Source organism: Mesonia phycicola (genome assembly GCF_900141885.1).
Taxonomy (GTDB): Bacteria; Bacteroidota; Bacteroidia; order Flavobacteriales; family Flavobacteriaceae; genus Mesonia; species Mesonia phycicola.
The window spans coordinates 45,896-68,653 of sequence record NZ_FQYY01000010.1 but is presented as its reverse complement, the minus strand read 5'-3'; the positions used below and the strand labels follow the sequence as shown (position 1 = coordinate 68,653).

The window sequence follows — 22,758 nt, the reverse complement described above, 5'->3', positions numbered from 1 at the left end:
GTTTAATTTTATTGACTTCTCAATGGGTTTTTTATAGGAATAATTATATTTTCGTTTTTTTAAATAAAATTTTAAAACAAAAAACATGAAAGAACTTATTGAAAACATCCAGAGTACTTACGAATCTTTTCAAACTGATGCAGATTCACAATTAGAAAGTGGAAATAAAGCAGCAGGTACAAGAGCTAGAAAAGCTTCTTTAGCTTTAGAAAAGCTTTTAAAAGAATTCCGTAAGGTTTCTGTTGCTGAATCAAAAAAATAATTACCTAAAACTCCTCTTTAATTTTTAAAGAGGAGTTTTTTTATATTATATCTGTTTTCTATTCATTACCAATTATTTTTTAAAAGGACCATAACGGTCTTTATCTTCAAAATATCTTTGTGGCACCAATTTTCCCACCAAAGGTTCGTAAATTTCAAATTTCATATTACTCCCTGAAAACTTCGATGTCCAGTAAATAAAAGTATCTAAATGAAGTGTTCTAAAAGCTTCAGAAACTGGCTCAGAAAACACACAACCAGAAATACTTAAAACTTTAAGTTGGGTTAAAGCGGCTAATGCTTCTGGTAACGCCGGTTGCTTAAAACCTTCTATACCTAAAACCCGTAAACTTGTCATCGTGCCAATCCACTCCGGAATTTGTCTTTCGCTATATTTTCCAGTGATTAAAAAAGATTCTAAATTTAATTTTGAAATGGCTTTTGGGTAGGACTTCATTGTATCACTAATGTGTTCTAACCAAAGATATTTTAAGGTTTTCCACTGTGCTACAGAGGATGTTGCATCATAATCAAAATTTTTACAAAAACTCACTTTCAAGGCTTCTATTTGTGGTGCATTTAAACCCGAAATACGTTGTATATCACATTCAAAGCACACCATAATTTTTAAGTGCTCTAAGTTTACATTCGGAAACTCAGTAAGTCCATCACAGCTTCTTAACTCTAAATATTCTAAATTAGGAACTTGCTCTAATAATGCTTTTAATGCCACGCTATCTCCCTTATAATTTTGAATTTCTAACTTTTTTAAATTCAAATTTTTATAAGCCGAAAGTGCTTTGCAATACGCTGGCTTATCTTCAGGAAAATCTAGTGTCAAACTTTCTAAATTTGGACAAGCTTTTAATAAGCCTTCTACATATTTAGCCGGACCACTGTAGTGATAGGTTTTTATTGTTTCAGGCTTTTTTAAGAATGTAAAATCGGAATCGTCTTCTACAAAAGAATTTAGTTTACCTAAGTCTAAATTTTCTGCATTAATAAGGTTATAAAACGACTTTAAATTTGTAATTGGCGTATGTTCTACATACACATTTTTTGCAGTAAAAATAGTCTGTCCTGCAGTGATTTCTTTTAGGCCTTTCAGGGTAAGTTGTTCCATTTGTTTGGGTAAAACATCGGTATGTAGTACCAAATGATTATCAAATTGAATGGTTAAGTGTTTTAAGTTTTCTAGTTCTGAAAGTCCTTCCGGAATCACCGCTAAATTCGGTTGTTCATTAACAGGTATTGCATAAGAAGTATTTTTAAAGATGGTAATGGTCTCTATAGTTTTAGAAGCGTTAAGACCATCAAAAATCCATTCAAAATTAGGCTCAAGCTTATAATTAATGTGTTGTAAACTTGTAAATGCAGCTAAATTGTGTTGGTGTTTCGTTTCAGGTGCTTCGCAATTAACTGTAATGGTTTTTATATGAGGGAAAAACGCTGCGTTATCTAGTACGTAGTTAAATAGTTTAGGGGTGTTTATGTCTATCACTTCTTGTTGAGATTCGGCAGTCATTGGAGCAATGTTAATATTACTATTGCCAATTTTTGTAACTAATTTAGGTTTAGAGGCATCTCCAAAAAATAAAACTGCAGATATGGTATCTATTTTAGGAGCAATAAGTTCAAACGCTTCTAATTTGGGTAAATCTTCAAAACCATTTGGCAAAGTAGGGATGCTTTCCGACATTAGTCTAAACCGTTTTAATTTGGTTAAATAACTCAAATTTTCAGGTAACGAAGTGAGCTCGTCTAAACCAAATAATTCTATTTCTTTTATAGCAGATGGAAATGTGACTTGAGATAAATCTTGAACACCTACATAATGTAACTTTAAAACCTTTAATTGGTCTAGACCTGCAAGCCAACAAAAATCTTTTAAATGTGTATTTAAATTACGATTACCAAAGCGATAAGCACCTTTAATAGTAAGCTTTTTTAGAGATTTTAAATGTATTATAGAAGCTGGTATTTGCTTTAAATTTGGCAGGGTAAGCAACATTTTTTTAAGCTGAATAAGTTCGCCTAAATTTTCTGGCAACTGTTCAAATTCTCCTTCAATTTCTATTTTTTTTAAGGTTGTAAGTTTAGGTATCTCGTTAAGAACTGCATCGTAAATAGAGCCTTCATTTTTTAAACCAATTTTCAATGTTTCAATACCGTTAAAACGCCCTAAAAGTTCCGGATGTTCTAGTAATTTATCTATAAATGCTTTAGAGAAACTATATAAAGCTAGCTCTGGTTTTTTATAAATCAGTGTGTAGAGCTTAAAAAGGTCTAAATCTTCCGATAGCAAACCATATTCTAAAATAGAAATGAGTCTGGCGTTTACAGATTTTATTCCTCCTTTTTGGGTGAGTTTTTTTCGGCTCTTAAAAGCTACTTGTAAAGCTTCTGGAGCTTGCTTTTTTATGATGTTAGTACATTCTGTTCTATTTTTTTTATCTGCGGTTGTTTTTGCGATTACAAAAATTTCATAATAGAAATCTTCTGGGAAGTTTTTAAAGGTCTTAATAACGTCATAAGTTTTGTCAATTTCAAAAAAATCAAAAACAGGGGTTTCTATTAGTTTTGGCATAGTAATCGTTAATTTTTAAAGTGTAAATTTCTTTTGAAAACAGAGTTTTGGGTTGCGATACGTTGTGCTTAAATTTCTTTAACAGTACAGATCATATTTTTCATATCTGTTATCAAAATCTTCTTTTAATATTTTATTTGCAGCTAATGCGTAAAATTTAGACGATTTCATATTGTTTCCATTAAATTTTGAATACCTGTAAATTAAATCCTCTAAATTCAGATTCTTAAATTTATCAGACACTTGCTCTGTAAAATTACACCCTCTAATGCTCATTATTTTTAATTGGGTTAATTCGGCTAATTCTTCTGGTAATGGACAATAATAAAACTGCTCTATTCCTAGAACTCGTAAGGATTTCATTTTTCCTATCCATTTTGGTATTTGTCTTTTAGTTAAAAATCCATCAATAAAAAAGGTATCTAAATTTAAGTCTGCAATGGTCTCCGGGTAGGTTTCAAAATCTCTACTAATGTGCTCTAACCAAAGAAATTTAAGCGTTTTCCAATGCGATGCCGTAACCATAGCATCGTAACCAAAATTGTCACACGATAAAACTTTAAAGAGTTCTATGTTGGGCACTGTTAAGTTTTCTATAGACTGTATATCATCGCTATAAAATAATTTCAGTGTTTTTAGTTTGTTTAAAGTAACTTTAGGTAAGTCTGCAAGTCCTACACACTCATAAATTTCTAAAAATTCTAGATGAGGCGTACGCTCTAATAATAATTTAATAACACTAGTGTCACCATTAAAATTTTTAATGGTTAAGTTTTTTAAATTATGGTGCGTATAAGCGGTTAAACCGTTGTTTTGTTCGGCATTATCTTTATTAAAATCAATGGTTAGTGATTGTAAATTACAAAGTGTTTTTAATGCCTTGTCTAAATCTTTTACATTACTATTAAATATAAAATCTTTAAAGCTTTCAGGGTCTTTAAAATTATCAAAATCTAAAGTCTCATTTTTAACACTGTTTACATCGTCTAACTTAATTTTTTTAGCACGTATGACCGAATAAAATTTTTGCAATGCAGTAATAGGTGTACCTATTACTTTTATATGATTTACCTCAAAATCTTCTACACCTGGCTCAATGACTTTTATATCTGTAATGGTAAGACTGTCAGTCTTTATAGGTAAATAATCTGTATTTAAAACTAGTGCTTTTGCACTTTGTACGCGTAAGGTTTGTAAATGCTTTACTCTAGAAAATGCTTGAGGGAAATTAGTAACATCAGCGTTCGTTATTTCAGCATCAGCTCTATTATATAAACCATAAATAAAAACGTCTTCTAGCTTTTTACATTCGTGAATATCCTCTAAAACCCATTCTAAATGATGTGCTAACTTATACTTAAGGTTTTTAAGTTTTTTAAATGCAGAAAACGTATGTGTACTTCTTCTTTTTGGTGCATCACAGATAATTTCTATCTCTTTTAAATTAGTAAATGACAAGGCATTATCTAATACAAAACTAAGAAGCTCTGGATTTGTGAAAACGATTCTTTTTAGCTTAGTTATAGGTGTTTCACCATAAGGCATAAACTCTGTATACAAACCAAGTAAACGTTTAATATTTGGTCCAAAAATAAAAGATGCTGGAACTTTCTTTAATTTTGATAAATGAATAACTTCTAAAACCTCTAAGGTTTTAAATTCACTAACAGATGCAGGAAATTGTTCTAGCTCCCTCATACCACTTAGCCTTAATGTTTTTAGTTTTGGCAAGTGACCAAGTGTATCTGGTAAAGCGGTTATATTTTCTAGCCTAAAAAACTCTAATTCTTTTAAACTTGCCGGAAGCTCTACAGCAGAGAGATCTTGTACCGTAAAAGAACCTATTCTTAAATGCTTTAAACTGGTAAGTTCTGTAAGCCAAGTAAAGTTAACTATGTTAGGGTTAGGCTCGTCTTCACCATAAGGAAAACTCCCCCTAAACTCCAACTTTTTAAGTGCTTTTAACTTGGTTATTCCTACGGGAATCCATACCAAGTTAGGTGCTGTTAGAATAAACTCTTTTAAGTTAACTAATCGCTCTAGTTCTTCTGGTATATATTTATAATCAGTTTCAAGCTCAAGTTTTTCTAATGAGGTAAGTTGCGTGATGTTGTTTACAACGCTACTAAAACCTTCTTTCTGTCTAGAGGTGCTAATTGTTAATTCTTTAATACCATTAAACTGACTTAAAAGACGTGGTGTTTCTATAAAAAGTTGAACCACTTCTTTTTTTGAATATGTAATGGAAAGTGATAAACGCTTACAAACAAGTGTGTATAGTTTACAAAGGTCTAAGTCTTCGGAGAGTACACCGTACTCCAATATAGCAATCAGCTTCTTGTCAAAAGAAGAAGAATCTTCTATCAGCGTAATTTTTTTTCGACTTTTAAAAGCTAATTGTAAAGCTTCTGGCGCCTGCTTTTTTATGATATTGGCACATTCGGTTCTAATCTGCTTGTTTTTAGTAGATTTAGCAAGTACAAAAATCTCGTAATAAAAATCTTCTGGGTAATTTTCACATCCTTTAATTTTTTCAAAAGATTCTTCATCATTATTAAAATTGAAACCAAGTTCGTGTTTAGCAAATATCATAAGGCAGTTTAATTTTGGTTTTACAAACCTATTTTAAAACACAGTGTTATTTGTCACTGTATTCTGTGATATTACAAGCCGAAAAAATCCATAAATAGAAAAAATCACTAAATACCGTGAGTTCAAAATTTAAGATTACATTTATCTTGCAAGCCAATATTGCCTGTTTATATAGGCTAATATTTTACATTTAAATAAGAGATTAAGCACAATAAGATATGATTCCAATAGAAGAAGCTGAAAAGCATATTCACATCCATAGAAAACCAGAAGTAGACCGTTTTGAATTTCGTGCATTTTCTGAGCCTTATAGAGTACTAGCTAAAATTTTAGGTCGCATTGATAAAGGCGAAAGAAGAGATTATTATACCACTACAGATTACATTGCGGTTTCTGAAGATGCCATTAATAATAACCCTTGGCGTAACGAAGAAGGAATGCGTTTAGGGATGCAATTATTTGGTATTATACAAGCACCATACTTAGCAGATATGTGGGACTTTATAGATACTTTACCTTACCAAAAAGGTTATAATAGAAAAGCGTTTAGGTCTGTAAAAACGGAAGATACATTGCGTAATAAACTTCAAGTTTTTACACATTTCTTAAGTTTAAGTAGAAAAGGTTTTGGCGGATTATCTTTACAAGAACATTTTCAATACAGCACCTATTTCCCGCACGGAAATAGTTATTTTCTAGCTACTTTACTCCATAACGGCAATGGAATGTTTGATGAACTGTTAGACGATATTATTCAGGGAGAAGATGAAGTTGGAGGAATAAGTTCAGACATTATTAAAGCCTTGTTGTTTTCTAAAGAAGAAAAACACTGGGAAATGGTAGCCAAGTTATTATTGGCAGCACAACGTCAAGAAGGCTTAAGACAAACCATTTTAGAGTCTTTAGACGAAGCGGGACTTAGTGCATTAAAATATATGATTAAGGTTGTTTTAGATAACGACCTTACGCGTTTTACAAGTGTTACCAAAGCAGTAAGCGCGTGGTTTGGATTAAATTGGGATACGCCTAAAAAATCGGTAATTAATCGTGTGCTAGAATTAGCACACACGTTAATTTTAAATGTAAAAGACGTAGATACTTACTTAAAAAGTAAAGATAATTTAGAAGTCTTGATTGGGTTGTGGTCTATTGCAATTTTAGATGTAGACACGGCTAATAGAAAGGCAATAGATATTGTGTTGGAGTCTAAAGATCGTCACAAAAAAATTCTAGCCTTATACTTTATTAGTAAAACAGATAGAACTAATGATGCTTTAGTGCCTTATTTTACAGAACACTTAGGCGAAGATTACGCTGTAGACCATTGGTTGGCGGTAAACTTACCAGAAACTCCATTAGATGATACTACTCTTCAAAAATTGCTAGAGGTTGCCAAAACAGCAGAAGAAAAAGGTAAAACCTTTGAGAGTAAAATATTCTCGTGGTGGAGTTTTACACCTTCTTCTTATTACTTCTTTCGCTTTTTAATTTATAGCGCTACAGAAGCACAATTAGAGTTAATGGCTAAAGATGTAGAGGTATTCCCTACAGAGTTTAGAGAAGAATATATACGTAAAGTGTACCCTAAACAATATAGCTATTCGTTTTATAATTTAAATCTAAATGCAGAAAAAAGAGAACGTTTAAATTTAGACAAATATAATTGGAAACGTGCTTTAGCCAGAACTATCATTTGTAATAGAAATGAAATATTAATGGCTACCGGACTCAATTTATTTAGTAGAATGCATTTGTACGAAGAAGATTTACAAATTGTAGAAGATTTGTTAAAACGAAAACATAAAAATTTACGTACTACATTACTACAAATAATACTAAAGTTAACGGTAGATGATTTAAGAAATACTACTATTAATCTAGTAACTTCAAAAAGTATAGACCAACGTTTAGCAGGCTTAGAATTGTTAACCCTTTTACACGATAGTAATAGGCAATCTAATTTTGTTGAAGAACAGATTAAAACATATAACGCGCGTCCAAAAATTACTAAAAACGAACAAGTTTACCTAGATAAGTTTTCAGAAAATGCAGAAGAATTTAACTATAGTAATGGTTTTGGCGCCATAGATTACGATAATTTAACGCCACTATATCAGCCCGTATCTCGTTTTGAAACGAAGACGAGTTTCTTTGATAAGTTGGGCATTTCACTATCTGAATCTTCTAAATTCAAGTTCAAAGAATTTATAGATACCAACAAAATTATAAAAGAAGTAAATGGGCTTATAGATTTAGTAACCCAAAATAAAAATCACGAATATCAAACCGAAGTTTACCAAGGCGAAATAGCAACTACCTATATAGCAAAAGGGATAAGAGATATTAAAAATTTAGGGGATAATGCAACTGCAGAAGAACGCTTACACAATATCCCATTGGCAGAGGTTTGGATTGCTTGGTACGAGCAAAGTAAACTTAACGATTTTGAAATGTATGCAGCCATTCGCTATATCGCTAATCGTAATAATCCGTTTGGAGACTATAAAGATTTAGAGCCTTTTGCAAGACAATATTATCCAGATTTAAACGGTTTAAATTTAGGTGATGCTAGGCAATATTATACCACTTCAGATTCGTACGAAACCATTTTAAGACGTTTGGCTAAAGTGTATACAGATATGAAAACCATCATTTCTTTTAAATTAGATGTGATGGAAGATATGATTGCCAATTTCCCTAATAATCTAAAACTCGTACAGTTTCAGTCTTCTAATTATCGTTACAATACCAAGACTTATAATTGGGCCAATGTGGTATTACCACTAGCACCAGGATTAAGCAATACAAATTTAGACTATTTATCTTCAGAACAATTACAAAGGTATTGGGGGCTTTATATGTATTTAGTGGCGCAAGATATTAATCATCCTACAGCTACTACAGACGTTAAAGTGATTACAGAACAGGAGAAAAGACCTGGTGTTGTGCCTTTTCCTAAATTAGAAGTCACTTTAAAACTTTATAAAGCAGGTTTAATTAATGATGACGATTTACGTTTTCAGGCCTTAAACTCACACGAGTTAATGGTGATTATGGATGGCGGGTTTAATTATAGAATGAATTATAAATTAATAGAACGTGGCTCTATTCCTAAACACGTTATCGAGCCATTAAAAGCTAATTTATTAGAGACCGAATTAGAACGAGGCGATATAACAACTACGGCTACAGGATATATGTCAGGGATTCATCGTGTAGAAGGTGTAAATTATGTATTCAGAATATTAGAACGTTTAGGTAAAGATAATTTTGAGCGCGGTTACAGTTATTATGGCGATAGCAGAAAAACAATTTTCAGCAATATTTTAAAGAAAACAGCCTTTAAAGATACCGAAAGTTATGCCGATTTTGCTCAACTGGCAGATACCTCTAAAATCACTAAAAAACGCTTGGTAGAGTTGGCGTGTTATGCTACGCAATGGACAGGTGTTGTGGGCGAATATCTAGGTCTAGAAAATTTAGAAAGTGCCGTTTGGTGGTTCCAGGCTCACGCTTCAGATTATATGAATTCGGAGAAAGAAACCATTATTTCACGCTATTCTAACATCCCTAAAAGTGATTTTGCTCTTGGTGCAATAGATGTAGATTGGTTTAATAAAGTGTATACAGCCATTGGTAAATCTAATTGGAAATTACTTCACGATGCGGCCAAATATATTTCTGATGGTAACGGACACCGTCAAGTAAAACTCTATTCTAGTGTTATGCTTGGTGAAGTTAAAATTACCGAAACGTTGAAGAAAATTAAAGACAAGCGCGATAAAGATTATGTGCGTGCTTTAGGTTTAATTCCGTTAAGTAAAACCGTACCAGAAAAAGACCTTTTAAAGCGTTACAACTTATTGCAAGACTTCCTTAAAGAAAGTAAGCAGTTTGGTGCGCAACGTCAAGAGAGTGAAGCTATTGCTGTAGAAATTGCACTAGATAATTTATCGCGTACGGCAGGCTATACAGACCGTGTACGTTTTAGTTGGGCTATGGAGGCAAAAGCCACACAAACCATTATGCAGAATGCTAAAATCACCATAGAAGTAACAGAAATAGAACTTATAATAAACGAGCTTGGTAAAGCAGAAATAAAAGTGACTAAAGCGGGTAAATCTCTAAAAAATATTCCTGCTAAATTGCGCAAAGACAAGCAAGTTATTACTTTAAAAGACCATAAAACCTATCTGTCTAGACAATATAGCAGAACGCGTTTATCTCTAGAAAATGCAATGGTAAACGAAGATGAATTTACAGCATCAGAAATTCAAAAAATGATGCAGCATCCCATTGTTAAAGCTATTCTTAGCAAATTGGTAATGTACGTTCCAGAAAAAGAAATTACAGGATTTTACAAAGAAGGTGTCTTAACCAATCCAACAGGAAAAACACACGCATTGGCAGAAACCGATGTGTTACGTATAGCTCACGCTTCTCATTTATACAAAACTGTAGAATGGGATACGTATCAAAAACACCTATTTGCAGAACGTTTAGTGCAACCATTTAAACAAGTGTTTAGAGAATTGTACCTCATTACAGACGATGAGCGCGAACACAGCAACCGCTCAGAACGTTACCAAGGTTACCAGATTCAACCTAAAAAAACCGTAGCACTTTTACGTGGTCGTGGTTGGACGGTAAGTATGGAAGATGGATTGCAAAAAGTATATCACAAACGTGGTTTCATTGCCACAATGTATGCAATGGCAGATTGGTATTCGCCCTCAGAGGCAGAAGCACCAACCTTAGAAGATATCTGTTTCCACGCAATAGACACCTATCAGCGAATTCCGTTAACCGAAATTCCAGAAGTTGTGTTTAGCGAAATTATGCGAGATATCGACTTAGTAGTTAGCGTGGCTCACGTGGGTGGTGTAGACCCAGAAGCTAGCCATAGCACAATGCAAATGCGTGCAGCATTAGCCGAAGAATCTGCAAAACTATTCAAGCTTGCTAACATTACGGTTAAAGAGCGTCACGTATTTATTAAAGGAAAACTTGGCGAATACAGCATTCATTTAGGCAGCGGTATGGTGAGCAAAAACGGATTAGCATTATCTATTATTCCGGTGCACAGCCAACATCGCGGACGTATGTTCTTGCCATTTGTAGACGACGACCCAAAATCGGCAGAAATTATTTCTAAAATGAAATTACTTTCCGAAGATAATAAAATTCAAGACCCAACCATTTTAGCACAAATAAATAGCTAACTTTAACAGCATTAAGGCGTTCCCTCACTTAGGTGAGGGCGGGCTTTCTGTTGCAAGTCCTCGTGCTGTCGCACTGTGGGCTTTCCACGGCAATCCCTAACGCAAAACACACGTACACCAATGGAACTTACGTTACAACTTAAAAGATTAGGTAAAAAAAAGGTCAAACAAATCCCTTTTACATTAGAAGAAACACCAAAAAACTTGGAAGAATTGTTAATTGGTTGTGTAAAAAACCAAGTGGAAGCTTTTAATAAAAAACGTTTAGAAGTTAATGTGATTGGATTTTTAACACCAGCCGAAATTCAAGAACAAGCCCAAAGCGGTAAAGTAGACTTTGGAGAAATTAATAACACAGATTTAGCAAATTTAGACAAAGCCATAGAGAATGTATTACTTGCTTTTAAAGATGGTTTATTCGTGGTTTTTGTAGACGATGAGGAAATAACCGATGTAAAAAAACCATTACAACTAACACCAGAAAGTGTTATTGCTTTTATCAGAATGACATTTTTAGTCGGTACGTATTGGTAAACTTTAAAATAATGACTACCAAAAAGATACAAGACCAATTGGCAAATCAAATTTCAAATTCTAATAAAACGTGGGGAAATTTACTTGCCAAATCAGAATTAGGAAACACTGCATCTAGCTATTGGGATGTGACGTTAAATTCTATCAATATCTTAGTAAACAGCACAAAAAAGAACTTTAAATTTAAAAATGCAGCCTTCACGTTTGATGTTAATACTGGCGTTTCTTATAACGACAATCATCAGTTATTTACAAAACAAATTTCGGGAGCTGGAAGCTTTCAAATTTTAGATACTAAAACTATAATGCTAGAAACTTTAATTCTAGATGAGAATTAAATTGTTTCGAAGAAATAAAATATAATTTCACCAAAAAATGTTATTTCACATAAAAAGAAAAACAAATTGTAATGGTTAAAATTATAAAAGCAAATTCCACACATTCCAATTTAATTGCAGAACTAGGAAAGCAAACTTTTTTTGAATCTCACGGTCATAGTGCTTCCAAAAAAGATATTGAAGATTACATCTCTAAAACCTATCGTAAAGAATTAATTATTAAAGAGTTTGAAAATGATAATGTACATTATCACCTGATTTATTGTGATGATGTTATTGCTGGATTTTCAAAAATCATATTAAATACGACCAACAAAAACATAAAAGATTCAGTAATTACCAAGTTAGATAGAATCTATCTTCTAGAAACTTTTCACGGAAAAAAACTAGGCGTAGAACTTTTTAATTTTAATGTAAAACTATCTAAAGCAAATAAACAAAATGGCATTTGGCTTGCCGTTTGGGTAGAAAACAAAAAAGCAATTCAATTTTATAAAAAAATGGGATTTAAAATTGTAGGCGCTTTTGATTTTAAAATATCAGAAACGCATACTAATCCCAATCATATTATGTATTTAGAGTACTAAAAAAATGATCCGTAGATTAATTAAAAGCAGTAAGCATCATTCTTCCGAAGAAAAAAATAATGAGAATATATTTTTTGTCATCAATGTTTTTGGAGCAAATCTTTATGAAAAACCTACCTTAGATTCTAAAGTTATTAAAAACATTAAAATTGGTGAGAGCATTTTAGCAAATAAAACGCTTAAAATAAGTCAAACCATATATATTGGGACTAGATTTCAGCTTACCGGCAACTTTGTTCAAGTAAAAAATCAAATATATTCAGGGTTTATTCACAGTTCAGATTTGACAAGATTTAAACCTAAGTTAGAGCCTATTTATGAGGATATAAGTATTCCTGATTTTAAAGGAAAAATTATACAAAAAACAACAAATAAGAGAATAGAAGTATTTAATAACCACGAATACGAAATAGAAGAAGAAATAACCACCTATGAAAATGTAATCCATACTTACACTAATTTTGGAGATTGTTTTGAGCATACTTGCTTGTATAAGTATATGACACTACCTGAAGTCTATCACCAATTGCCTGTTCATAATCCTAAAATTGATGTCACTCCAAAAGGAAATTTTATTTTAATGCCTGAGTTTATAAAAAAGACTGACAACAAATACGATTTTAAAGGGAGAGGTATTACTCGTAGTATCTCAATTATTAAAAATAAAGACCAACAGTATTTAATATCGTCATTAGATTGTCCATAAATAACTCCAATTTTTCATCCGCTAATTCTCTTATATAACTAAAACGTACTATTTATCTGTCAGAACTTTTTCTATAAGATTATCATTTAAAAAACTTGTTTAAATAATCCATTAAATCTTTAAATGGCTGAATACCGTGAGAAATAGATTGAAAGGCTTCTCTAGTTTTGTAATACACAATAAAATACAATCTTATGAGTAGTACAATTTACGGCCCAGAAAAAACACCAGAAGAAATAGCTAAAATAGTAGAACAAACTGAAAATAGCGATAAAAAAATCTATCCAATTTTAAAACCAGGCAACTGGGTTGGCTTAAAAGCTGGGGCTTTGAGTTCTACTTTAATTCCGTCTGCAGATGGTGCTGAAGTTGTGATTGGGTACGGTATGGATACACCAGACAACTTTGTATTTTTAACGCAACAGCATTTAGAGACTATGGATGCTAAACAGATTACCCAAGAGGCTTTTACCAATTTAGAAGCTTATCATACAGATTTCGAATTTGTTGAAGCACTTAACAATAAAGCTCTTGCCTCTAGCGGAAATGATTTTTCTAGTGAACGTATTCTTTCTAAATCGCATATGTTAAAAGCGCACGCTATGTTAGAAGCCGAAGAATTATTAGTTTCAATTCCAAGACGTTCTTGTATGATGGTGATCTCTAAAACCGCCGATGAAGATACGGTGAACAAATTTGTTTACTTACACAACCATACTTGGAATGACGATAGTTTTGGAAATGCTCCCATCATTAATGCTCTTTTTGTTGTAAAAGATGGTGCTATTGTTGGGCATATTTCATTATAAATATATAAAGTAAAAGCTGCTTTAATAGCAATTACGCTTCTTTAAAAGATATTTACATAGTTGTAAGTATCTTTTTTTTTATTTCTTAAAATTAAAAAAATTAGTAGATGAATCGTAATAATTAAATTCTTAAATGGCTGAATCCCGTGATAAAAATAACAAGGTGCTTTTATAATTTTAAACTCTATTAAAATGCAAAATGAGAGGGGTATTTATAACCTTTTAATAAGCATTACAGTAAAAATTAAAACGATTAAAAATGAAATATTTAGACTTTAGTATTAACGGTAGAGTACAAAATTTAATGGTAGATGTTTTTGATGCCATAAGTACATCAAAAGAATCAGAAATAAAAGTAAGTGAACTATTAGATACCAGAAGCATTTTTGAACTTGTTTTTGAAATTGTAAGAGAAACAGGCTTTTACAATCAAGATGAAAACTTTCATATAATTAAAGCCTTAAATATAGATACACAAGAAGAGAATAGGGAAGAAGCGCTTTACAATACTTGGATATCTATGGGGAGCAATTTAAACACTGCCAAAACTCAAGAAGAGTTTAATGCTAAGTTTGCCTTGTTTGTGCCTATTATTTTAAAAAGAATGGAAGCTATTAATCGTATTGCAGTATAAAAAATATGGATTTTAAAATAGAATATCTTAGTAGTTATTATAAAAATGTAAAGACTGCACCCAAATACCCAGAAGCCTTTTTATACGAGCTTTTTCTAGTAGGAAAAATCTCTAGAGACGAAAATATAGTTGCAGAAATTACAGAAACCTTAGAGCGTTTTGGGACACCAAAACTTAATGCTGCTTTTAATACCCGAAATAAGCTGCCTGAAGATGGTGAAAATTCAGGGAAGGTTTTAGGCACCTTACTTAAATTCGGACTTAAAGACCCATTGTTTCCTGTCGGGAAACTTTATACTATGCTAGAGTTTTCAAGACTTTCTATTAGAGATGAGGCGATTGCAGAACTACTTGAAAAGCAACCTGATCTTATTTCAAGTTTAAACGGTATTACCCATCTAACAATAGAAGATGTGTTTACCAACGGTTTCCCAAAAGAAATTTGTGATATTACCTCTTTAACAGCTTTAGAAATTGAAGGCGATTACCAGAAGTTACCTAGCCATATTGGAAATTTAAACCGTTTAGAAAAGCTTAGTTTGGAGTTACCACAATTGGCTTCATTTCCAGAATCGTTTTGGTCTTTAAAAAACATAAAAGAGTTAGAATTAAGTGACATAGAAACGGATTTTCAAGCATCGCTTCAGCTAGAAAAACTCACCAAATTAGAAGAATTAGGTTTCTACGAAGTCAATTTAAAAGACACGTCTCAACTTAAACTGCCTTCGAGTTTAAAAGAATTAGATTTTATAAGACTAGAGCACCTCACAAAACTGCCCGCTAGTATTTCTACACTTGTAAACCTTGAAAAATTCAACTTATTTAAATGTCCAAATCTTATTGAAATTCCTAACGGATTCCATCAATTAGATAAGCTTTTTGTTCTTAAGTTTAAAGCCATTCCTTTAATTAAAACCATCACAGACCATCAAATATTTACCAAGAGCTGCGAATACATCACTTTAGATGATGGTTTAGAAATTGTACCCGGAAATGCGCCAATTTTAAATACAGAATTATTAGTTAGAGATGTAAAAATCTTAAACTACATATTATCGCATCCAGAACGTTTTACGCATCTAGAAAAAATAATTATTCAATACATCACAGATTTTTCTGCTGTAACGCTCGGTTTCGGACAATTAACAACACTTAAAGCTATCGATATTCATCAAGGAACCCAAATGGAGACCTTGTTTCAAGATATTGAAAAATGTAAGCAACTCAATTATTTAAAATTGTATGGCGCCAGCATAGAAAGTATTCCTGAAGGTTTAAAAGACCTGAAACATTTAGACTATGTAAGTTTCAATAGTTGTCGTGAATTAATATTGAATGCTGCTAATTTACCTTCTAAAATTAAAGAATTACACGTATTCGACATACAAGAATATGTTGCTTCTGAAAAATTATTAGAAACAGAACAGGCTTATTTTGGGAATTTAGCGATTGAAAATCCTAAAATGTTATTTAGTAACCTAATTGCGAAAACACTTCATTTTTCGGGTATTAATGAATGCGAAAACACAGAAGAAGACTTAATACAATACTTGCCAAAACCGGAAGTATTGGCTACTCTAAAGGCTTATACCAATACGGGTCATTTTCAAAATGTACTTCACTATTGTACTAATTTAGAACATTTACATTTAGATAATAACGAAGCTAGTCTTGTGCTTTTAACGTCTAAACCTGCGCCTCAATTAAAATATTTTAAATTAGATTTTTATAAAGGCGACAACTTAGAATCTATTATTAAAAATATGCCCAATTTAGAGGGCTTAAATATGGCACATTATGACGTTTCAACTACGTTTCCTAAAGTAACGTTGCCGAATTTAAAAGCTTTAGATTTAAGTTATACCTCTTTTGAAACACTGGAAACTTTAGAAGCTCCGGCTTTAGAATCGTTATATATTGCCTTAAGTTACCAATTTGGAATGCAAGGGTATGCGAAATTAAATCAGTTTAAAGCTTTACAAAAACTAACCCTTTTGGGCATTAGTGATAACGTAAATAGCATTCCTGAAAGTATTACAGAATTAAAGCTTACCGAATTTTTAATTGGACACAAATACGACGCTTTACCAGAATACATTCAGCAGATTAAAACTTTAAAAACCTTATCCTTAGGCGGAAATGACTTTGTAGATTTACCTACTTGGATAGCCGATTTACCCCATTTAGAACGCTTAGATATTGATGGTTGTAAGTTTGAAAATGCCGTACCAGAATATTTTCAGAAACTACAACTGAAAGAACTTAAATATTACATCTCTGGTTTTGACGGATATAATATGAATCCAAAAAAATACAACAACTTAATAACGCCAGGTTATACAGAATTGAAAAAAGAGTTTAGCAAAGAAGCCAGTGCCTAACTTTTGAGGTTGTTTCTTATTTAAAACAAAACTATGAACATAGAAAAATTAATTAAAACTCGGGAGCCTTACCAAGAAAGATTATTTGAGAGTTTCTTAATCGAAAACATAAAGTCGTATGAGGAACTTATGAACGTTTACCAAACCTATAAACAAAATCATCCTGACAAGACTATAATCTTAACCCTTGATGATTTAGGTCAAGCCGAATATACTAGTGGTCACGCTTGTGATTACAATTCTCTGCTAGATACAGAAGGTTATGATTTAACTGGACTTGATGAAGCGTGTTATGATGAAGATAACGAACATTTGGGGCATCTTTCTACACCATCGGAATATTTTATTATCCGAGAAAACTTTTTAAAACAAACAAAAGGGATTGATTTTAAAACGGTTTGTGAAAAAGGCATAAGCAATGCTGAAGACGATGTTATCGATTTAGAAAACATCAACGAATCTCCATTAGCCTTTTTAGACCCACAAGTTATTTTGAAAATTCTTCCAGTAGAACAATCATACGAAGGACTTACGGGATTTCCTAATGGATATTTTGATGCCGACTTTAGTCCTTTTGAAAATTACGCGCTATCAAAACACCTATTTGAAACCTACAATTTTGAACTTTTTGGCATAGGCGCTTCCTTTTTAGGATTTATTAGAAATGAGCCTTTAAAAGACAATGAATTAAAAGCATTGTTAGCCGACTTAGCAAAACTGTATAACACCACCGAATCAGAATTTGAAAAATTAGCAGACATCCTTAAAAATAAAAACCATTTATTTTTAAGATATACCGAATAATTTCTGTCTTAAAAAAAACTAAAAATCCCAATTATAAAATTTATAATTGGGATTTTTTATTATTTACGATGCGTACCTAAAATTTACTCAGAAAATTGTTTTATAATTTCAAACAAGGTTAATTTAGTTCTCTTTATACTGCCATCATCGTGACGAAATATATGTACTTTAGTATTATCATAGCAACCAAAAAACAATAAATCACCTTCAGAATTAGCACCAATAGCTTTACCTAAAGCTAATTTTTCTAAACTCCACCTGTACCCATCTAAATCTTTAAATGTTGGGTTCATAAATTCACTTAAGGTTTTAACATACGGATGTAATGCGTAAATACGGCTAACTTCCATTCCGTCTATGTTGGTGCGTTCCATCATCTTTTCAAAATTATATAAGGTAAATTCTTCTTCCTCAAAAATTACAGTCCTTGGTTTTTCTGCAATAAACTCCCTGTAGTTTTTTCTAAATAGTGGTTTTAGTTCATCTACTGAGGATATAATTAAATTTTCATTCATAGTTATAACTTTTTAAAGTATTAATGCTTAGTATTTTCTTTGGTCTTTGTATCTACAATCTGTAATAATGTTGGCATTCGGTATTTACCGTGCATACGTTGTATGGCGCTACAAATCTTATCTCTGTCCGTACCAATAGTCGTAACATATAATGGTTTTTTACTTTCGCCACGAAACACTTCTTTAAATACCGCTGTTTTAGACACAAACTCAGATTTTGCAATACCAACAACCGGAATTTTATGGTCTAAAGCTTGGTACAAATAGCCACCTAAACCCAAGTGTTTTTCTTCTAAAATCACGTAACCATCTACAATAATTAATTCTACCTCATCTAAATTCACTTGTTTTAGTAAACTTAAAATACACGGCAATTCGCGTTTATAAAAAGATCCTGGTTCGTAAGGTGCTACACCTTCAATAATATCGGTGTAAATTTGCGTTGGAGCTTCATCTTCCCAATCTTTAAAGCTTACCGCAATGGTTTTGGCTTTTCCGTCGTAATAATACGTATCAAAAGCGAGTATCATAATTCTTGTTTAGATTTTAAAAATTTAATTAGTGCTTGTTTTTGTCAGACTTTCAATTAATAAAAATCGTAATACAAACTCCATTGGTTGGTATTGTTGTTTTTGGCGAACATTAAGCTACCACCATCTACCACGTTGAAATTTGCTTTATAATCTGATACAATTTGAAACACAAATTGAAAACCTTCACCAAAGCCCTCTGCATCGCCAATTCCTGATTGACAAAAAGAAGGGTAACCGCCTATTTTATGATCGTAGATGTGGTCGGTGATATCAAAATAATCATCAATAATGCCTTCGTTTTCTAGTTTTAAAATTTCATCTTCATCTTCTAAAGATAAACCGCCGCCATCCCATAACGGAAAATCATTGTTGTCTAATTCTGCTTGTAGCGGAAAGGCTTTTAAAAATGAATTTGGGTTTTCTAAATTTTTAATCTGAATATTTTCTAGGCTATCATATGTTCTAATTAGCCAACGATCTCCCATTTCTTCAAAACACTCTGGCCATTCTGCGGAAACAAAAACAGTGATGAGTTTTGTATGCTTTAGACTTGGATGAACGTATGGCAAATTAGGTAGGTAAAATTGCGCCAACGGAAACATTGGATTACCGTTTTTATCTAACGGAATCTCTTCATCGTCGTGATACGCAAAGACTTTACCTATCCAACTTTCATCTATCGTGTTTTTGGGTCTAAAGCCGCCTGTGGTAAATTTGGTAATCGGTTTAGATATTTTATTTTTAAGTTCTTTTACAGTCATTTTTTATGTTTTTTATCCAAACATTGTGGTATCGTCAAAGTTTTCACCGTCATAAGATTGTGCGATTAAATAATGATTCCCAAACATTCCATCTTCATTATAAACGACGTCTATTAAATCTTTGGCGTAAAAATGAATAGCTGTTATTGTTAATTTTTGTCTGAATTCTTCCGCACTTAACTCTGGATATCCATTCTCTTCATCTGCCCAATTTTCATTATAATTTTTGTGAAACGCACTAACAATTTCATCGGTTGCTTTTTTCTCCTTATTCTCAAAGTCGTCTAAAAATGAATTTCCTAAAGCAATCATATCCTCTAAACTAATGTCTTCTAAATTTAGACTGATATCAATTTTTTGCTGTCCAGATAAAATTGTTGTTCTATAACAATCTTCACTTAGTGAATCTTTTTTAAGCCTATCTTTGGTTATTTTCATTAGTATATGTTATTAAAACTTAGGCTATATAATTACCCTAAATCGGTTCTAATATTAGAGAAGTCGCCTTTGGCAAGTTTGTCTTTTTCAATAAAAAACATTAGAAACTCATCCCAATCCCAGTCCCAGGAAAAACAAATATCACTACGTAATGTAAGTAAAGACACCCATTCATCTGTTTTACGAGGATCGTAACCTAAGGTGTTGTAATACGGATATCCAAATAAATAGCTATATGTTTTTTTGCTTACCATATCTGGTATCTTATCACACACATAGTCCATCTGTTTTTTATTTAATCCTTTCTCTTTAAATAAATCTTTTCTATAAGGTATATCAACATTTTCGTGCAAGTCTATGCGTAGGCAATATTCTATGTTAGAGTAATTTAAATTAGGGTTAACATAGGTTTTTAACGGAGTACCTTCTTCAAAATAATAAATTTTAGCGTAATCTTTTGCTCCAAAAAACACATTTTTATCATCGTCATTTGCAATAAAAAAACTTAGCATCCCTGTTTTTGGTAATGGGGTTTCAAATTTAATTTCACTTAAATTAATCTGTAACGCAAAATGGTAATCGCCAAATTCGTGTTTAGGCCATTCAAAATCTTTAGGTACTTCAGGGAAACCACCTAGCTTACTTAAACCTACATTTTCTTTGCTACGGTTTTCGTGTTCTATTTTAATAGAGGGCAACATAATGGACCTTAAATACGCTTCTTTTTTATATAAATCATATTTTTCAATTTTAACTATCTCTTCAAATTTAGCTTTGTCCATAAGGTTATTTTTATTTCTGATACATTACAAAAATGAAGCTTTACTTAGGTTTTTAGGTAACGGTTTTCCGTGATATTATATATTCAACGGTTTATAATGCCGCTTTTCGTTCTTCAAGTTTTTTAATAAGTAAATCGATATTTTGTAACTTTTCTTTATATGCTTTTTTAATAGCTATTTGAGATTCTGTGATGGTTTGAGAAGAATTAAATTCTATAGGTTCTATATTTTCTTTATCATTAATTATTTGTTCTGCATTATTTATTTTGAATAATACAGGAAATGATTTGTTAGTAGCTTGTAAATCTTCTTTGGTAATTCTTTTTATAGCCCCGTACTGAGCAATATTTATATTTTGAGTATCTAGCGTAATACTGTTAATTTCTGTGTTTAATAGAGTAGGGGAAGTTTGAAGACAAAGAATACCTTCTATTGGCTCTGTTTTAGAAGAAGCAGAAATTTTAAGTTCTGGTAATTTAGGCGTAGTTAATTTTATGGTATCTAAAAGAACGGTATTTTCTTTAAAAATATACGTGGGGTATACAGTATGGTAAAGTTGATTGTTTTTTAATTCAGACCATTTACCTTCTTCAGTATATAGTTTTGCAGGATCAATAACTACCGTGTATTTTATTTTTGATTTTTTTATGTAGGGTTTAAAGTCATTATTAAAAGTTTGAAACTGAGATTTGTAAAATGAAACTAAATTATAGGTCATTTCTAAATCTTTTTTGGTTTTAATTTTAGAAATGTTATTCAGAATTTCTAATACTGCGTTATAAGCTTCAGTTTCTAAATCAGAGGCTGTTAGATTTGCAGATAGGGTAGAGGTAGAATTTTTTATGTTTTGAAGAGTTATTGTAGTAGTATCTTCTACATAAATATTTTTTTGCACAGAATCACCATTAATAAATTGCGAGTTAGCTAATTGCTTGCCTGTAATTACAAATTTTCTCGAAGTATCTGGAGCTAGCAAATTAGTTATTTTTATGGGATCTTCAATAGTAATTTTAGTAGTACTAGTGCTTAAAGGTAGATCTATTCCACTTTTTTCTACTCTTGGCTCATTTAAAGTATAAATTACCTCTAATTGCAGTAAATTTTTTGGTAAATAATATGGAGTTTGGTTAGAAACTGAAACGTCAGTTTCTTGGTATAAAGCCGTATATGTTTTACTACTACAAGAAGAAAGTATAACTAATAATAATACGAAATAAGAATATTGATTTTTCAATTTAATTTTTTTTAGTGAATGTTTTTATAAGAATAGTAACCACTTAGTGCATTATTTTATCAAATATTATAGCACTAGTAAGCTTGCCTACTTGTAAAAATCAAGCAGGAAAAATTTTTTATTTTAATATGTAAATGAAAAAAATTAGGTCTCTATGAGAGATATTTTACCATTTTAAAACAGGCTCTTCTTTCCAGAAAAACATACGGAAATCTTCATAATGGTTTCTGGTATTTATAGAATGATTATCTGTTAAAATCATTGCAACTCCCTGTTTTTAATTACACCTGCAAATAATATTGCAGGTATTATGATGAGTTTTATTTCAAGAAAAATTCAACTAGAAAATTAATTAAAAAGGATTGCTGTTTTGTTTTGAATACTAAATTTTGCTGCATCTATAAGAGTCACACACACTAAAATTTCGATCCAAAAATTGTCTTCGTTAGTTATAATTGCATTCAATTCATCCACATTAGTAAGGTTGTCATTTTCATCTAAACCAATGCCTAAATGTGCGGTAAGACTTTTTAATTCACTTAACAAATCATAAGACGAACCAATCATAGCTCCAGGTACCGGTGCTTCTTCTGTATCAAAAAGAACTTCTGGTAATTCTACAGGAAGATAAAAACCTTCTGCATCAGAGTGTGTTAAAAGATGACTAGACATATACGTATAATGCTCCTCTAAAATTGCATCTGCACCAGGTTCATCATCAATAGAAAATGGTGTTGGGGTCCAGTCCCAATTTTCATTGTCTTTCTGTTCCCAAACGTGTGCTGCAAATCGTCTTAAATGGTGTAAAAAACTATAAGGAAAGCCGCCAAATTGTAATGGCTCTTTATTCATCTCTATAGGTTCTTCGTACGGCGCTACACCATTTTTTGCAAGAATAGTATTTATATTTTCAAAAATCGCCTTGTAAGCTTCAAAAGCTTCAGGTTCATTGTCTTTAAAATCTACTAATATCCCACTTGAAATTGTTAATCCCATAATCTTTTTGCTTTATTGTTATAAGACAAAATTAGAGCTAATGC

General features: G+C 31.8%; 19 protein-coding genes. 10 read left to right on the top strand and 9 right to left on the bottom strand.

The window, feature by feature from the left end:
- The first annotated feature begins 85 nt into the window (after positions 1 to 85).
- Positions 86 to 262 (top strand): histone H1, encoded by a 177-nt coding sequence (locus BUC03_RS14030; RefSeq protein WP_073153461.1) that lies wholly within the window; start codon positions 86 to 88, stop codon positions 260 to 262.
- A 72-nt stretch (positions 263 to 334) separates the two neighbouring features.
- Here BUC03_RS14030 and BUC03_RS14025 read toward each other — a convergent pair whose 3' ends face one another.
- Both BUC03_RS14025 and BUC03_RS14020 read right to left on the bottom strand, forming a co-directional pair.
- Positions 335 to 2,848 (bottom strand): leucine-rich repeat domain-containing protein, encoded by a 2,514-nt coding sequence (locus tag BUC03_RS14025; RefSeq protein WP_073153458.1) that lies wholly within the window; start codon positions 2,846 to 2,848, stop codon positions 335 to 337.
- Positions 2,849 to 2,926: 78 nt separating this feature from the next.
- Complete coding sequence (locus tag BUC03_RS14020) at positions 2,927 to 5,440, bottom strand: leucine-rich repeat domain-containing protein (protein WP_073153455.1); 2,514 nt, start codon at positions 5,438 to 5,440, stop codon at positions 2,927 to 2,929.
- Positions 5,441 to 5,658: 218 nt separating this feature from the next.
- On the opposite strand from BUC03_RS14020, the gene BUC03_RS14015 reads away from it, so the two are divergent.
- From BUC03_RS14015 to BUC03_RS13975, 9 genes are all read left to right on the top strand, one after another.
- On the top strand, positions 5,659 to 10,662 hold the full coding sequence (locus tag BUC03_RS14015) for a DUF4132 domain-containing protein (RefSeq protein WP_073153452.1): 5,004 nt from the start codon (positions 5,659 to 5,661) through the stop codon (positions 10,660 to 10,662).
- Between the two features lie 120 nt (positions 10,663 to 10,782).
- Positions 10,783 to 11,196, top strand: coding sequence for a hypothetical protein (locus BUC03_RS14010; RefSeq protein WP_073153450.1), 414 nt, complete (start codon positions 10,783 to 10,785; stop codon positions 11,194 to 11,196).
- 11 nt (positions 11,197 to 11,207) lie between these two features.
- Positions 11,208 to 11,534 carry a hypothetical protein gene (locus tag BUC03_RS14005; RefSeq protein WP_073153447.1) on the top strand — a complete coding sequence of 109 codons (327 nt, stop codon included), beginning with the start codon at positions 11,208 to 11,210 and terminating at the stop codon, positions 11,532 to 11,534.
- Positions 11,535 to 11,605: 71 nt separating this feature from the next.
- Positions 11,606 to 12,121, top strand: coding sequence for a GNAT family N-acetyltransferase (locus BUC03_RS14000; protein ID WP_073153444.1), 516 nt, complete (start codon positions 11,606 to 11,608; stop codon positions 12,119 to 12,121).
- A 4-nt stretch (positions 12,122 to 12,125) separates the two neighbouring features.
- Positions 12,126 to 12,827: a hypothetical protein gene (locus BUC03_RS13995; RefSeq protein ID WP_073153441.1), complete on the top strand. Its 702-nt coding sequence runs from the start codon at positions 12,126 to 12,128 to the stop codon at positions 12,825 to 12,827.
- Between the two features lie 194 nt (positions 12,828 to 13,021).
- Complete coding sequence (locus BUC03_RS13990) at positions 13,022 to 13,636, top strand: DUF1444 family protein (RefSeq protein ID WP_084112982.1); 615 nt, start codon at positions 13,022 to 13,024, stop codon at positions 13,634 to 13,636.
- Positions 13,637 to 13,895: 259 nt separating this feature from the next.
- Positions 13,896 to 14,270 carry a hypothetical protein gene (locus BUC03_RS13985; protein ID WP_073153438.1) on the top strand — a complete coding sequence of 125 codons (375 nt, stop codon included), beginning with the start codon at positions 13,896 to 13,898 and terminating at the stop codon, positions 14,268 to 14,270.
- A gap of 5 nt (positions 14,271 to 14,275) precedes the next feature.
- On the top strand, positions 14,276 to 16,651 hold the full coding sequence (locus BUC03_RS13980) for a leucine-rich repeat domain-containing protein (protein ID WP_073153435.1): 2,376 nt from the start codon (positions 14,276 to 14,278) through the stop codon (positions 16,649 to 16,651).
- 33 nt (positions 16,652 to 16,684) lie between these two features.
- The gene (locus BUC03_RS13975) at positions 16,685 to 17,455 is read left to right on the top strand and encodes a hypothetical protein (protein WP_073153432.1); all 771 of its coding nucleotides are present in this window, start codon (positions 16,685 to 16,687) and stop codon (positions 17,453 to 17,455) included.
- An 83-nt stretch (positions 17,456 to 17,538) separates the two neighbouring features.
- Here the strand turns inward: BUC03_RS13975 and BUC03_RS13970 are convergent, their stop codons facing one another.
- The 7 genes from BUC03_RS13970 to BUC03_RS13940 form a co-directional block, all read right to left on the bottom strand.
- Entirely contained in the window at positions 17,539 to 17,970 is a 432-nt protein-coding gene (locus tag BUC03_RS13970) for a hypothetical protein (protein WP_073153429.1), read from the bottom strand.
- A gap of 20 nt (positions 17,971 to 17,990) precedes the next feature.
- The gene (locus BUC03_RS13965) at positions 17,991 to 18,500 is read right to left on the bottom strand and encodes an endonuclease V (protein ID WP_073153426.1); all 510 of its coding nucleotides are present in this window, start codon (positions 18,498 to 18,500) and stop codon (positions 17,991 to 17,993) included.
- A gap of 56 nt (positions 18,501 to 18,556) precedes the next feature.
- Positions 18,557 to 19,264 (bottom strand): DUF1963 domain-containing protein, encoded by a 708-nt coding sequence (locus BUC03_RS13960; protein ID WP_073153423.1) that lies wholly within the window; start codon positions 19,262 to 19,264, stop codon positions 18,557 to 18,559.
- A 12-nt stretch (positions 19,265 to 19,276) separates the two neighbouring features.
- Positions 19,277 to 19,702, bottom strand: a complete 426-nt coding sequence (locus tag BUC03_RS13955) for a DUF2262 domain-containing protein (RefSeq protein ID WP_073153420.1) — start codon at positions 19,700 to 19,702, stop codon at positions 19,277 to 19,279.
- A 32-nt stretch (positions 19,703 to 19,734) separates the two neighbouring features.
- Positions 19,735 to 20,484, bottom strand: a complete 750-nt coding sequence (locus BUC03_RS13950; RefSeq protein WP_073153417.1) for a DUF1963 domain-containing protein — start codon at positions 20,482 to 20,484, stop codon at positions 19,735 to 19,737.
- Positions 20,485 to 20,575: 91 nt separating this feature from the next.
- On the bottom strand, positions 20,576 to 21,718 hold the full coding sequence (locus tag BUC03_RS13945) for a hypothetical protein (protein WP_073153414.1): 1,143 nt from the start codon (positions 21,716 to 21,718) through the stop codon (positions 20,576 to 20,578).
- Positions 21,719 to 22,066: 348 nt separating this feature from the next.
- Entirely contained in the window at positions 22,067 to 22,714 is a 648-nt protein-coding gene (locus BUC03_RS13940; RefSeq protein ID WP_073153411.1) for a hypothetical protein, read from the bottom strand.
- Positions 22,715 to 22,758 lie beyond the last annotated feature (44 nt).

Excerpts from the sequence above, each read along its gene's own strand:
- BUC03_RS14000 (WP_073153444.1), top strand. The coding sequence starts at position 11,606 with ATGGTTAAAATTATAAAAGCAAATTCCACACATTCCAATTTAATTGCA.
- BUC03_RS13950 (WP_073153417.1), bottom strand. The coding sequence starts at position 20,484 with ATGGACAAAGCTAAATTTGAAGAGATAGTTAAAATTGAAAAATATGAT.
- BUC03_RS13955 (WP_073153420.1), bottom strand. The coding sequence starts at position 19,702 with ATGAAAATAACCAAAGATAGGCTTAAAAAAGATTCACTAAGTGAAGAT.
- BUC03_RS13960 (WP_073153423.1), bottom strand. The coding sequence starts at position 19,264 with ATGACTGTAAAAGAACTTAAAAATAAAATATCTAAACCGATTACCAAA.
- BUC03_RS13970 (WP_073153429.1), bottom strand. The coding sequence starts at position 17,970 with ATGAATGAAAATTTAATTATATCCTCAGTAGATGAACTAAAACCACTA.
- BUC03_RS14020 (WP_073153455.1), bottom strand. The coding sequence starts at position 5,440 with ATGATATTTGCTAAACACGAACTTGGTTTCAATTTTAATAATGATGAA.
- BUC03_RS14015 (WP_073153452.1), top strand. The coding sequence starts at position 5,659 with ATGATTCCAATAGAAGAAGCTGAAAAGCATATTCACATCCATAGAAAA.
- BUC03_RS13980 (WP_073153435.1), top strand. The coding sequence starts at position 14,276 with ATGGATTTTAAAATAGAATATCTTAGTAGTTATTATAAAAATGTAAAG.
- BUC03_RS13990 (WP_084112982.1), top strand. The coding sequence starts at position 13,022 with ATGAGTAGTACAATTTACGGCCCAGAAAAAACACCAGAAGAAATAGCT.
- BUC03_RS13940 (WP_073153411.1), bottom strand. The coding sequence starts at position 22,714 with ATGGGATTAACAATTTCAAGTGGGATATTAGTAGATTTTAAAGACAAT.
- BUC03_RS14030 (WP_073153461.1), top strand. The coding sequence starts at position 86 with ATGAAAGAACTTATTGAAAACATCCAGAGTACTTACGAATCTTTTCAA.
- BUC03_RS14025 (WP_073153458.1), bottom strand. The coding sequence starts at position 2,848 with ATGCCAAAACTAATAGAAACCCCTGTTTTTGATTTTTTTGAAATTGAC.
- BUC03_RS13985 (WP_073153438.1), top strand. The coding sequence starts at position 13,896 with ATGAAATATTTAGACTTTAGTATTAACGGTAGAGTACAAAATTTAATG.
- BUC03_RS13975 (WP_073153432.1), top strand. The coding sequence starts at position 16,685 with ATGAACATAGAAAAATTAATTAAAACTCGGGAGCCTTACCAAGAAAGA.
- BUC03_RS14005 (WP_073153447.1), top strand. The coding sequence starts at position 11,208 with ATGACTACCAAAAAGATACAAGACCAATTGGCAAATCAAATTTCAAAT.
- BUC03_RS13965 (WP_073153426.1), bottom strand. The coding sequence starts at position 18,500 with ATGATACTCGCTTTTGATACGTATTATTACGACGGAAAAGCCAAAACC.
- BUC03_RS13995 (WP_073153441.1), top strand. The coding sequence starts at position 12,126 with ATGATCCGTAGATTAATTAAAAGCAGTAAGCATCATTCTTCCGAAGAA.
- BUC03_RS14010 (WP_073153450.1), top strand. The coding sequence starts at position 10,783 with ATGGAACTTACGTTACAACTTAAAAGATTAGGTAAAAAAAAGGTCAAA.